The organism is Saccharopolyspora karakumensis, from assembly GCF_004349225.1.
GTDB lineage: Bacteria > Actinomycetota > Actinomycetes > Mycobacteriales > Pseudonocardiaceae > Saccharopolyspora > Saccharopolyspora endophytica.
Map to the genome: position 1 here is coordinate 58,701 of NZ_SMLA01000014.1, position 12,054 is coordinate 70,754.

At 71.2% G+C, this 12,054-nt stretch carries 11 protein-coding genes; 8 read left to right on the forward strand and 3 right to left on the reverse strand.

Annotation, left to right across the window (positions count from 1 at the left end):
* The first annotated feature begins 74 nt into the window (after nucleotides 1-74).
* Nucleotides 75-1,658 carry an alkaline phosphatase D family protein gene (locus tag E1202_RS12450; RefSeq protein ID WP_235878168.1) on the forward strand — a complete coding sequence of 528 codons (1,584 nt, stop codon included), beginning with the start codon at nucleotides 75-77 and terminating at the stop codon, nucleotides 1,656-1,658.
* Here the strand turns inward: E1202_RS12450 and ilvA are convergent.
* Nucleotides 1,655-2,902: a threonine ammonia-lyase IlvA gene (gene ilvA, locus E1202_RS12455; protein ID WP_132683112.1), complete on the reverse strand. Its 1,248-nt coding sequence runs from the start codon at nucleotides 2,900-2,902 to the stop codon at nucleotides 1,655-1,657. The genes E1202_RS12450 and ilvA overlap by 4 nt on opposite strands.
* A gap of 46 nt (nucleotides 2,903-2,948) precedes the next feature.
* Nucleotides 2,949-3,230, reverse strand: coding sequence for a hypothetical protein (locus E1202_RS12460; RefSeq protein ID WP_235878170.1), 282 nt, complete (start codon nucleotides 3,228-3,230; stop codon nucleotides 2,949-2,951).
* A gap of 252 nt (nucleotides 3,231-3,482) precedes the next feature.
* Between E1202_RS12460 and E1202_RS12465 the strand changes: the two genes are divergently transcribed.
* The 3 genes from E1202_RS12465 (at nucleotide 3,483) to E1202_RS12475 (ending at nucleotide 7,289) form a co-directional block, all read left to right on the forward strand.
* Nucleotides 3,483-4,775: a nickel pincer cofactor-dependent isomerase, group 22 gene (locus E1202_RS12465; protein WP_132683114.1), complete on the forward strand. Its 1,293-nt coding sequence runs from the start codon at nucleotides 3,483-3,485 to the stop codon at nucleotides 4,773-4,775.
* A 273-nt stretch (nucleotides 4,776-5,048) separates the two neighbouring features.
* Nucleotides 5,049-5,615 (forward strand): GNAT family N-acetyltransferase, encoded by a 567-nt coding sequence (locus E1202_RS12470; protein WP_132683115.1) that lies wholly within the window; start codon nucleotides 5,049-5,051, stop codon nucleotides 5,613-5,615.
* 255 nt (nucleotides 5,616-5,870) lie between these two features.
* The gene (locus E1202_RS12475; RefSeq protein ID WP_132683117.1) at nucleotides 5,871-7,289 is read left to right on the forward strand and encodes an LCP family protein; all 1,419 of its coding nucleotides are present in this window, start codon (nucleotides 5,871-5,873) and stop codon (nucleotides 7,287-7,289) included.
* Here the strand turns inward: E1202_RS12475 and E1202_RS12480 are convergent.
* Nucleotides 7,282-7,569: a hypothetical protein gene (locus E1202_RS12480; RefSeq protein ID WP_165943842.1), complete on the reverse strand. Its 288-nt coding sequence runs from the start codon at nucleotides 7,567-7,569 to the stop codon at nucleotides 7,282-7,284. The genes E1202_RS12475 and E1202_RS12480 overlap by 8 nt on opposite strands.
* Nucleotides 7,570-7,823: 254 nt before the next feature.
* Between E1202_RS12480 and E1202_RS12485 the strand changes: the two genes are divergently transcribed.
* From E1202_RS12485 to E1202_RS12500, 4 genes are read left to right on the forward strand one after another with little or no spacing between them, the layout of a single operon-like run.
* Nucleotides 7,824-8,471, forward strand: a complete 648-nt coding sequence (locus E1202_RS12485; protein ID WP_132683121.1) for a hypothetical protein — start codon at nucleotides 7,824-7,826, stop codon at nucleotides 8,469-8,471.
* A gap of 12 nt (nucleotides 8,472-8,483) precedes the next feature.
* Nucleotides 8,484-9,047: a hypothetical protein gene (locus E1202_RS12490; protein WP_132683122.1), complete on the forward strand. Its 564-nt coding sequence runs from the start codon at nucleotides 8,484-8,486 to the stop codon at nucleotides 9,045-9,047.
* The gene (locus E1202_RS31430) at nucleotides 9,044-11,014 is read left to right on the forward strand and encodes a hypothetical protein (protein WP_165943843.1); all 1,971 of its coding nucleotides are present in this window, start codon (nucleotides 9,044-9,046) and stop codon (nucleotides 11,012-11,014) included. The genes E1202_RS12490 and E1202_RS31430 overlap by 4 nt, the downstream gene beginning before the upstream one ends.
* 37 nt (nucleotides 11,015-11,051) lie before the next feature.
* On the forward strand, nucleotides 11,052-11,999 hold the full coding sequence (locus E1202_RS12500) for a helix-turn-helix domain-containing protein (protein ID WP_132683123.1): 948 nt from the start codon (nucleotides 11,052-11,054) through the stop codon (nucleotides 11,997-11,999).
* The last annotated feature ends 55 nt before the right edge of the window (nucleotides 12,000-12,054 follow it).

The window sequence follows — 12,054 nt, forward strand, 5'->3', positions numbered from 1 at the left end:
CTCACGTCCAGACCACAGTGGACACCGCGCGCCGCCGAGTTTCCCCGTCCTCCCACGTGGTGTATCCAGGACCGGTGACCGAGTTGGTGCTGGGCCCCCTGCTGCGCTACGTCGACCAGAACCGGGCCACCGTCTGGGTGGAGACCGACGGGCCCTGCACCGTCGAGGTGCTCGACGCCGCCGAGCGCACCTTCCAGATCGGCGGCCACCACTACGCGCTGCTCACCACCCACGTCACCGGCCCGACGCCCTACCAGGTGCGACTCGACGGCCACCTGGTCTGGCCCCCACCGGACACCTCCCCCGGCGTGATCCGCCCGGTCACCGCGACCGACCGGCTCACCGCGCTGTTCGGCTCCTGCCACTTCGACCGGCCCGCCGCAGGCCGCGACCGCCTCGGACCCGACGCGCTGACCGCCACCGCCGCCCGCATCGCCGCAACCCCGGAGGACGAGCGGCCGGACGTGATCATGCTGCTCGGCGACCAGGTCTACGCCGACCAGCCCACCCCGCCCGTGCGCCGCGAACTGGCCAAGCTGCGCCACCAGCGCCGACCGCCCGTCGGCGAGGTCGCGAACTTCGAGGAGTACACCCGCCTCTACCGGCACGCCTGGCAGGACCCTCCGGTGCGCTGGCTGCTCTCGACGCTGCCGAGCATGATGATCTTCGACGATCACGACGTGCGCGACGACTGGAACACCTCGCGGATCTGGCGAACCACGGTCTCCGCCCAACCCTGGTGGCGCGAACGCCTCCTCGGCGGGCTCATCGCCTACTGGATCTACCAGCACATCGGCAACCTCGACCCCGACGACCTCGCCGCAGACCCCGTCTTCGGCGAGGTCCGCGAGGTCGGCCGCCACGGCGACGCGCTGCCGGTGCTGCGCGAGATGGCCGCCGGCGCCGACCGCGAGGACCAGGGAGAGAAGGGGATGCGATGGAGCTACTACCGCGACCTCGGGGACGTGCGACTGGTCGTGCTCGACACCCGCTGCGGCCGGATCCTGGAGACCGGCGAACGCGCCATGCTCTCCGACGGCGACTTCGCCTGGCTGCGCGACATCGCCGCCGCCGACCGCAGGCACCTCGTGCTGGCCTCATCCCTGCCGTGGCTGCTGCCGCCCGCCGTGCACCACCTGCAGTCCTGGAACGAACGCGCCTGCACCGGCAGGCACGCCCGGCTCGCCGAGAAGGTCCGCCAGGCAGGCGATCTCGAGCACTGGGCCTCGTTCCGCGCGTCCTTCGACCGCCTCGCCGAACTCATCGGCGACCGCGCCGCGCACGCCGACGCACCCACGACGATCAGCGTGCTCTCCGGCGACGTCCACCACAGCTACTTCGCCGAGGCCGACTACCCGCGCGCGCTGAACTCCCGCATCACCCAGCTGACGTGCTCACCGCTGCACAACCAGGCCCCGAAACCGCTGCGCAGGCCGCTGCACGCCGCCTGGTCGCACACCGCGACCCACCTGCTGCGGACGATGTCGCAACGCGCCGGGGTCGCACCGCTGCCGCTGCACTGGCGCCGGACCGACGGGCCCTACTTCGGCAACGCCATCGCCCAGCTCGACTACCACGGCACCCGCGCGCAGGTGACCCTCTGGGAAGCCACCGCCGACGACGTCCTCGCGCGAACCTGCGTCCGCCGGCTGACCTAGACCAGGAACGAGAACAGCGGCGAACCCGGCGAGACCTGCTCGATCTGCAGCGGCGATTCCTTCATCCGCGTCAGCAGGTCGTCGAGGTCGTCGGCGTTGTCGAGCTCGATGCCCACCAACGCCGGACCGGTCTCCCGGTTGTTCTTCTTGACGTACTCGAAAGCGACGATGTCCTGGCCCTCGACGAGCACGTCGTCGAGGAAGTGCCGCAGCGCCCCCGGCTCCTGCGAGAAGGTCACCAGGAAGTAGTGCCGCAGCCCCTCGTGCAGCAGCGAGCGCTCGACGATCTCGCCGTAGCGGCTCAGATCGTTGTTGCCACCGGAGACCACGCACACCACCGGACCGCGCGGCGCCCGCTCCAGCATCCGCGAAGCGGCACTGGCCAGCGCACCCGCGGGCTCGGCGATGATGCCCTCGGTCTGGTACAGCTCGATCATCTCCGTGCAGACCGCGCCCTCGGGCACGGCCACCAGCTCGTCGACCAGCTCGCGCGCCACCTCGTAGCCGAGGTCGCCGACCCGGCCGACGGCAGCGCCGTCGACGAACGTGTCCACCGCGGGAAGCTTGACCGGCGCGCCCTCGTCGAAGGCGGCCCGCATGCTCGCCGCACCGGCGGGCTCGGCACCGACGACGCGGATCTCCGGGAAGTGCTCCTTGAGCCACAGCACGATCCCGGCCAGCAGTCCGCCCCCGCCCACCGGGACGATCACGGTGTCGATGGGGCCGTCGTGCTGCTCGGCGATCTCCAGGCCCACCGTGCCCTGACCGGCGATGGTCCGCGGATCGTCGAAGGGGTGCACGTACACCGCGCCGGTGCGCTCGGCGTCGGCCTTGGACGCGGCGCTGGCCTCGTCGAACGACGATCCGACGATCACCGGCTCGATCCACTCGCCACCGATGGTGGCGATCCGCTTGCGCTTCTGCCGCGGGGTGTTCGACGGCAGGTACACGCGGCCCTTGATCTGCAGCTCGCGGCAGGCGAACGCCAAGCCCTGAGCGTGGTTGCCCGCGCTGGCGCACACCACGCCGCGCTCGCGCTCCTCGGCGTTGAGCCCGGAGATCAGGTTGAACGCACCGCGCACCTTGTAGGACCGGCACACCTGCAGGTCCTCGCGCTTGAGGCGGACCGGTACGCCGAGCTCCGCGCTGAGGCGGCTGCTGGATTCCAGCGGCGTGCGCCGGACCACCTGTCGCAGGCGGGTGCCGGCCCGGAAGATCGCGGCGGGAGTGAGCTCAACGGACACCTGGTGATACTAAAGCCGCTGGTGAATCAGACGGCCGTCGGGTGGCTCAGCTCTCAGGCGGGTCCTGCCGCCACACCGCCCGGTACCGCTCGGCGGCCTCGCTATCGCACTGCCTGCGCACCGCCGACCCGTGCCCCGGCGGGAAGCCGTACCCGGTGAGCCTGCTGTCCACGCTGTCGATCGAACTGGTCAGCACGATCCGCGCCACCACCAGCAACCCCAGCAACAAGGATCCGGCGGCGATCGGCCACGCCCCGCCCAGCAGGCCGAGCGCCAGGACCAGCACCGCCCCGATCGGCGCGATCTGCAACAACCCCCGGATCAGCACCCGCAGCACCCACGTCCGGCAGGTCGCGTCGTGCAGGACCCCAATCGCGGTACTGCTCGGGCAACCTGCCGCCGTACTGGTAGGCCACCCACCGCACCAGTCCCGGACGCATCATCCCCCCACGATAGAGGCCGCCGAACACGCCTCGGTGATCACCGCGCCCGACACCTCCGAGCACGGGGGTGATCCCGGTCGTTCGAGCTGCCAAGGTGGGAGAACCCCCGGTCGCAGCGCTGAGAAGGACTCGCAGAGATGTTCAACGTAGAGAAGGTCCGGTTGGCAGGTGCCGATGTCGAGCTGCCCAGGATGCTCCCCATTCAGCAGCGCTACGCCGCCGAGTCGATCGACGACCTCGAAGGCACCATCCGCGCGCAGGTGGCCGAGCACGACCGCGCGCACCCGGTCAGCGGCAAGCGCATCGCGGTGACGGTGGGCAGCCGGGGCATCGCGCAGCTCGACCGCATCGTGATCGCCCTGGTCGGGGCGCTCGCCGAGCACGGGGCCAAGCCCTTCGTGGTTCCGGCGATGGGCAGTCACGGCGGCGGCACCGCCGACGGGCAGCGGCAGGTGCTCGCCGAGTACGGGGTCACCGAGGAGACCGTCGGGGCACCGGTGATCTCGTCGATGGAAACGGTCGTGATCACCAGGCTCGCCGACGGCACGCCGGTGCACTTCGACGCCGAAGCGGCGCAGGCCGACAGCGTCGTGGTGCTGGGCAGGGTCAAGCCGCACACGGACTTCCGGGGCACCCACGAGAGCGGTCTGGCGAAGATGATCGCGATCGGCCTCGGCAAGCACCGGGGCGCGGCGACGCTGCACCGGCACGGCTTCGAGAAGTTCGACACCTTGATCCCGGAGGCGGCCTCGGCGGCCCTGGGCGTGGTGCCGTTCGAGTTCGGCGTCGCGGTCGTGGAGAACGCCTACGAGAACATCGCCCGGCTGGAGCTGGTGGCGACCGACCGGATGCTGGAGCGCGAAGCGGAGCTGCTGGCTGAGGCGAAATCGCTGATGCCGAAGCTGCTGATGTCCGACATCGACGTGCTCGTGGTCGACGAGATCGGCAAGGACATCAGCGGTGCGGGCATGGATCCCAACATCACCGGGCGCGCGCCGGTCAACGCCGACAAGTTCCACGCGACGCCGATCAAGCGGGTCGTGGTGCTCGGTCTGACCGAGCACACCAACGGCAACGCGTGCGGGCTGGGACTGGCGGACCTGACCACGCAGGGGTGCGTGGACCAGATCGAGTTCGGCTCCTTCTACACCAACTCGCTGACGTCGGGCGTTCCGGACGGCGCGCGGATCCCGATGGCGCTGGCCAACGACCGGGACGCGATCGTGGCCGCCCTGCACCTCACGCGAGGCCCGCAGGAACGTCCCGCGAAGGTGGTGCGCATCCGCAACACCATGTCGATGCCGCGCGTCGAGGTCTCCGAGGCCTACGCCCGGGAGGTCGCCGAACACCCGGACATGGCCGCCCTCGGCGAGCCGCTCCCCTGGCAGTTCGACGCCACCGGCCGCCTCCCGAAGCTCACACCGCACTGACCCACCCACCCACCGGACGACCGGATTTCAGTGGAATTCGGGATCCCGATTTCAGTGGAACTCCGGGTCCTGATCTCCACTGGAATCCGGTCGCTGGGCGTCGGGGCCGGGTTCTCGTTGCTGCCCCTGGGGATTGGTTTCGGTCGGCACTGAAGTGATAGGTGTCAATAACGGGTGCATGGGGTGTGCGCTGGGCGGATAGAATTCGAGGTGGCTCCCCCACATCACCCGATCCGGCGGGTTCCGCCGGTGCGCGGAAGGCGAGGGCGGACGATGCAACTTCCGCTGACCACCGAGCGGCTCGTGGTCCGGGACTGGACCGACGACGACGCCGACGTGCAGGCCGCGCTGGACCTCTACGGCCGCCCCGAGGTCACCGAATGGCTGACTCCGGTGATCTCCAACGTCGCCGACCTGGCCGCGATGCGGGCCGTGGTGCACTCCTGGATCGAATCGCAGCCCAACCTCGTGCCGCCGACGGGCCGGTTCGCGATGCACCGCCGCGAGGACTCCCAGGTCATGGGCGGACTGGTGCTGCGCATGCTGCCGCCCTACGACCACGACCTCGAACTGACCTGGCAGCTGCGCCCCGACGAGTGGGGGCACGGCTACGCCACCGAAGCCGCGATCGCCCTGCTGCACTGGGCGTTCACCTTCGACATCGACGAGATCTTCGCGCTGGCCCGGCCGGACAACACGCGCGCGATCGCCACGGCTCAGCGCATCGGCATGGACTGGGCGGGCGAGACCACGAAGTACTACGACACCTCGCTGCAGGTCTACCGGGTCAGGCAGAGCGATCTGCCCAACGTCCCGGGCGTCGGACACCCCGAGGACTGACCAGGAAACATCACTTTACGTGGTGAAATCGGCCGCCATCGAGTGATCACAACAGGCCCGGTCGGCGGTTTCAGGATGTAATCCTGGAGTTGTCGCTCGAGCGCCGAGAGGGGCGCACCCGACGGAGGAACCTTGCCAAGGCCACACGACAGGAATCCGGTCCCGCCCCGGCGCCCCAGGGGGCGGCAGCCGGCCAGACCGCTCCCGCCGCGTCGGCGCCGCAAGCCGATCGGCCCTCGGGCCGTCGCCACCATCATGTCGCTGGTGATCCTGCTGGTCACCGGCTACGGCTGGAGCAACTACCGGCACCTGCTCAACGGCCTGGCCACCAGCGATGTCGCCGACGGCGGCGGCGCGGACGGTGCCATCGACATCCTGCTGGTGGGCATGGACAGCCGCACCGACGCCCACGGCAACCCGCTGCCCGCCGAGGTGCTGCGAGAGCTGCACGCCGGTTCGAACGACGCGTCGCTGACCGACACGGTCATCATGCTGCACATCCCCAACGACGGGACCAGCGCCGTCGGCTTCTCCTTCCCCCGCGACTCCTACGTGTCGATTCCCGGCCAGGGCAACCACAAGATCAACTCGGCGTACGGACGCGGCAAGGAAGCCGAGATCGCGAGTCAGCAGAAGCGCGGCGTGACCGATCCGGCGGCGCTGGACCGCGCCGGGAACGAGGCCGGCCGCAAGCTGCTGCTGCGCACCGTGGAGAACCTCACCGGCTCCTCCATCGACCATTACGCCGAGGTCAACCTGCTGGGCTTCGCCAAGATCACCGAGTCGGTCGGCGGCGTTCCGGTGTGCCTGAACTCGGCCACCCGCGATTCCTACTCCGGTGCGGACTTCCAAGCCGGTCAGCAGACCATCGCGGGCCCGGACGCCCTGGCGTTCGTGCGGCAGCGGCACGGCCTCCCGCGCGGAGACCTCGACCGGGTGGTGCGGCAGCAGGCGTTCCTCGCCGGACTCACCCAGACCGCCCTGTCCGGCGGCGTGCTGGCCAACCCGAACAAGCTTCGGGACCTGATCAACTCGGTGCAGGACTCGGTCGTGCTCGACCTGGGTGACGACTCCGACGTGCTGTCGTTCGCCGAGCGGCTGCGCGGCCTGGCCGGCGGTGCCATCAAGTTCGACACGATCCCGATCGAGGACGCCGCCTACAACACGCCCGACGGCGAGGCGCTCAAGATCAACCCGCGCGCGGTCAAGGCCGCCGTCCGCTCCGCGACCTCGCCACCGGGCGCCCCGGGCTCGCCGACCGCGGAACCTCCGCCGCCCTCGGCGTCCCAGGCACCCGCGTCGGCGCGGGTGGACGTGCTCAACGGGACCCGCACCTCGGGTCTGGCCTCGAAGGTCCAGGACCAGCTCAACACCCAAGGTCTCGACGTCGGCACGGTCGGCAACACCAGCAAGCGCAACTCGTCGGTGATCCGCTACGGCTCGGGCGCGGAAGCGGCCGCGCAGGAGGTGGCCTCGCTGCTGGGCGGGATGCCGACGGAGCCCAGTTCGTCGCTGTCCGCCGGCCGCGTCCAGGTGATCATCGGGTCGGACTACGGCGGGCCCGCCGCTCCGCGCTTCTCCCCCGGCGGCGCGATGACGCTGGACGGGACCGCGCGGCAGCAGGAACCGGCGCAGGCACCGATCAGCGCAGCGGGAATCCCCTGCGTCAACTGAGGAATCGGGTGAGCTCCTCAAGGGTCGCCTCGGGCCCCGACCCGGAAGACGTCGAGCGAGCGGCCTCGCGCGAGCCCGGCGGGAGCTCGTCGAGCCCGGCCACCACGATTTTCACGCTCCGACGGTGGGAAGTGCAGCGCTGCCAACGGAACCTGAGAACCGGGATGCGCCGCATCGAGGCGTTCTGCACCAGGGTGCCGCGCACGATCAGCTCCCGTCGCACCCTCACCCGGCGCACCCACCGCATTTCGCGGTGTGCAGAACCGCTTGCGCCGGTCATCGGGTCCCGATAGCGTGCACGCACAGGTCGTGCTCACAACGTTGCGACGTTGCGCCGATCGGATGGCGAGAAGCCTGGGGATTGATCCATTCGGGTTGCGTCTTCGCACGTCACAAATCCGGAGCACCGATTGGTTCCGAAAACGACACTTCCCATTGGCTCGCAGTACAGCTCAACCATTCCACCGGACCGCACGCTCGTTGAACGTGCGCAACGTTGAGGGTGACCAGCCAGACGAGACGTTTGACTCGCCCGTGACGAGCCGGGAGCAGGACGCGGTGCGGTTGCTGCTGCTGATCGACGGTGCCGCCGAACCGCTTTCCTTCCCGGTCCCGGACCCGGCGCTGGCCGAGGCGGTCGGCGTGGTGACCGGGCAGACGAGGTTGCAGAAGCTCGATTTCTGGCTTCGCAGCCCTGATTTCCTCGCCGACGAACTGCTCAACGAGTACGAGCGAACCGCGAACGTCCGCCTGCTCGAAATGGCGGGCCGGATCCTCGATTCCGAAGAACCCGAAGTGCGCCGGTATCCGATGCTGCGCCACCACTTCGGCGCCTACGAACCGCTCGACGACGCGCTGGCGGTGCTGCGCAGCGCCGGCCTGATCGTGCGGCGCCGGCGCGGCCGGGTCGGGCACACCAGGCGGCACGACTACTACCTGCTGGAACGGGGCAGGCGAGTCGCCCGCACGATCATCGCCCGAGCACCGGCCTTCCGCTACTACGTCGACCGCGTCACGCTGGTGCTCGACCTCGCCGACGGGCGCGGCGGCAACGAGCTCCGCAACCGCCAGTACCTGCAGGCCGAGTACGCGAGCACGCGGCGCGGCACACCCATCGCCACCATCGCCGAGCGGGTCCGCGACCGGCTCGCCCGGCTTCGCGCGGAACGGCAAGCCGCGTAGGGGGTTTTGATGATGAGCACCCGACCTTCGCCGATGCACGAACGACTCTCGACGATCACCGGGTTGCCCGCTCGAGCCGTGGCCCGCCTGCTCGCCTCCGGCGGCAACTCGCCGACCCCGGACCTGCGGCGCCGGATCACCGAGGCCGAGCGCAAGTGGGAGCGGCTCGACCAGCTGCACCGGTCGGCCCGCCACCGCAGGCAGGCCGACGAGCGCTCGCTCAACGACAGCACGGAGCGGGACGTCGCGCGGGTGCTCTTCCACGGCTTGGAGCCGCATTCGTGCCCCCGCTGCGACAACCCGATCTCCGAGCAGCGGCGTCGCGAGGAGCGCGAGAACCACCGGTGCGCGGTGTGCACCAGCGACCTGTCGGCCACGGCGTCGGAGGTCGCGGAACCGGAGATCGCCGCGCGGCTGCGGCTGGCCTCCAGCGAGGCGGCCGAGACCACGGCGCTGGCGAGGTTGCGCGGTGCCGAGGTCGCCTTGGCCGAACTGGTCGCGGAGCTCACCGAGCCGCCGCGTCCGCGCAGCGGCGACAACCCCACCGGCACCCCGGCGCCGGATCGGCGCCGGTGACCCCGCGGCGACCACCGGGCGCGGTGGCGGCCGGACCGCAGGCTCCGGTCCTGGCCAGGGCTTTGGCGGCCGCCGCGGGCCGCGGTGCTCCCGGATGGCGCGGCACGCTCGCGGAGTTCATCGACGGTCTCCCGGCGCAGCGCAGCTTGCTGGCGCTGGCCTCGACCATCGACGAACTGCTGGCCGGGCCGGATGTGGTGCAGGCGCACGGTGTTCGGCTGCACGACGCGCTGCTGCACGATCTGGGCCCGGTCATCGAGCGCGATCCGCTGATCGCCGCGAGCCGGCTGGAAGGGGCCGTCCGGTTGGCGATCGCCGACGCCGTCTCGCCGTTCACGGTGCTGGGCAGGCTCACCGGGTTCGCACCGACGGCTCCGGAGGAGTTCACCGAGACGCTGCCCCGGCTGCTGGGTGCGGCCATGGACCGGTGGGTCGGCGAACCCGCGATCACCACACCGCTGCGCGAAGCGCTGGACCGGCTGCGCCACGACGAGGCGGCCGCGATCGACGCGGCGTTCGAGCTCGCCTGCGACGACCTGCGCACGGCGTTGACCGCGACCGAGATGCCCGCGGTCCTCGACTCGTTGACCGCGGCCCGGTCGCGGTTCGCCACGGTCGACGCCGCCGAGCAGGCGCGCCACGACGCCCGCGCCTACGCCGCGGCCTGCGACGCGATCCTGGCGTTCGCCGCCCAGGACCAGGACAGGCTCGCCGACGCCGCGGACCGGCTCACCACCGCGCTGGACCAGCGCTCCGCCTGGTTGCGCGGTACCCACCAACCGCCGTGGCTGCGACCCCGGCACGCCGCCGAGCCCGCCTGGCGGCGGCTCGTGCTGCTGCTGCGCGCGGCGGCGGCGCGACTGGCCGAGACGATCTGGATGGACGTCTGGGAGGCCCTCGGCGCTGTGCTCGACGCCTACGCCCAGGTCCGGTCGCTGCAACCGCTTCCCGGGGCTCGGACCGCACCCGGCTTGGCGGTGGTGATCGAGCCGACCATCGAGAACGCGATCGTGCGCAGCCAGAGCCGGCTCGCTGCGCTGCGCCGCACCGTCGTGGAGGCGTCGGCCACCGAGAACCCGCCGCTGCCGCCGCGCACGGCGCAGCTGCTGCTGGACCGCATCGAGAGCACCGGGGCCGATCGCCGCCCGGACCTGCCGCAGGCCGCCCGGACCCCGCCGGACGTGGATGAGGACGAGGACGGCCATGCCGCGACCTCCCGCGCCCACCGGTTGGCACCCGCGCTCGTGCGCGTGCTCGGAGAGCGCCACGCGGCCGGGCTGACCGCGGGCCTGTGCGACGAGGACCTGCGGATGCTGGACGGAGTGGTGCACAGCAGCGAGATCGCGCGCTCCCGCACCGCGCACCCCGTCCTCGACCCGCTGCTGGAGACGCTGCTGGGTCGGCTCGCCGAGTCCCCGGAGTTCACCGGCCGGGTCCGGGCCACGTTCGGGATGCTGCTGGAGCAGACGCTGCGGTTCCTGTTCAGCCGCGCGGACCTGACGTCGACGACCTGGGGCCGCGGGGAGACCGACTACCGGCGCCCGCTGCACAAGGGCGAGCGGCGCCCGCGCGAGTCGGACCTGCAGCGCGACTACCACCAATGGCTGGCGACCGGGCAGCTCAGCGGCCTGGTGGCGGTGGAGGCCACCGACCTGGCGATGGGACGTGCGGACGTGACCACCACGTTCGGGTCGCTGCGCTACGTCACCGAGGTCAAGCGCGAGCTCCGCGACTCCTCGCGCGGCCACATCGAGGCCCAGCACGTGCCGCAAGCCGCCGCCTACGGTGGCACGAACGTGCCCTTCGGGCAGCTGCTGGTGCTGGACCTGACCCCGCACCCGCACGGCGCACCGCGCGTCGACGAATCCGTCTGGCTGGCCAAGCACCGTCCACCGCACGGCGGAACCGACCGGTACGTGATCGTCGGGGTGATCACCGGAAACCGCCCCACGCCCCACGAACTCTGATCGACTTGTCCGGTTCTGCTGCTACAGTGCCGTGGCCATGGGTCAGGTCACTGCGGCCGGTAGGGCTCGCGCGTTCTCCACGACAGGGCTGCCGCCCTCCGAACGCGTGGCGTTGTGGGAGCAGCACAACGCCCGCGCGCTGGTGGGGCTGTCGTGCAAGACCATCGACGACGCTCCGCTGGCGGCCACCGAGCTGAACCTGCAGCTGCCGAGCCTGCACTTCGCGCGCGTGAGCGGCAGCCCGCACCTCGTCGAGCGCGGCGCGCGCGAGATCAGCGATCGGCCCACCGGATCCGCCGTCCTCTACATCGCCATGGCCGGCGAGGCGTTCTTCTACAGCACCAGCGGCACCCGCGTGCTGCGCCCCGGCCACGCGGTCCTCTGCGACGCCGACACACCGTTCGCGCGCGGTTTCTCCCACGGCCTCGAGGAATTCGTGCTGAAGGTCCCGCACGACGCACTGCACGGGCTCACCGGGTCCCTTCCCGAGCGGCCTGAGTTCTTCGACCTCGCCGACGGCGCCACCGCCGACGCGCTGCGCGCGCTGACCCGCGTGATGCGGGCATCGATCGACGGACCCACCGACGCCCGCCGCACCGAGCAGCAGGCCCTCGGCCTGCTCGCGGCGCTGCTCACCGGTGGCACCACCCGTCACCTCGACATCGCGCGGGCGATCATCGAGGTGCACCTGCGGGATCCGAACCTCTCGGCGGCGCGGATCGCCGCCCGCATCGGCATCAGCGAGCGCCAGCTGTGCCGGGTGTTCAACCGCGCCGATCTCAGCGTCGCGCGCCACATCCTCGACCGGCGCCTCGAAGTGGCCCGCGAACTGCTCCGGTCCCCTCGGTCCGCTCACCGCTCGATCGCCGAGATCGCCAAGGACTGCGGTTTCGTCTCCCCCTCCCACTTCACCCGGACGTTCAAGCGGCGATTCGACGTCACCCCGGCCCACACCCGCCGCGCCGCAGCAGATCCCACGGCCTGAGATCTGCCCGCAGCGGTTGCGGGTGGTCCTGCGACGGGTCTCGACGCTGTTGCCC

What these genes read in the sequence shown, in the direction of transcription:
- E1202_RS12480 (WP_165943842.1), bottom strand. Translation starts at nt 7,569, where the DNA reads ATGACCGGCGCAAGCGGTTCTGCACACCGCGAAATGCGGTGGGTGCGC.
- E1202_RS12500 (WP_132683123.1), top strand. Translation starts at nt 11,052, where the DNA reads ATGGGTCAGGTCACTGCGGCCGGTAGGGCTCGCGCGTTCTCCACGACA.
- E1202_RS12465 (WP_132683114.1), top strand. Translation starts at nt 3,483, where the DNA reads ATGTTCAACGTAGAGAAGGTCCGGTTGGCAGGTGCCGATGTCGAGCTG.
- E1202_RS12470 (WP_132683115.1), top strand. Translation starts at nt 5,049, where the DNA reads ATGCAACTTCCGCTGACCACCGAGCGGCTCGTGGTCCGGGACTGGACC.
- E1202_RS12490 (WP_132683122.1), top strand. Translation starts at nt 8,484, where the DNA reads ATGAGCACCCGACCTTCGCCGATGCACGAACGACTCTCGACGATCACC.
- E1202_RS12475 (WP_132683117.1), top strand. Translation starts at nt 5,871, where the DNA reads ATGTCGCTGGTGATCCTGCTGGTCACCGGCTACGGCTGGAGCAACTAC.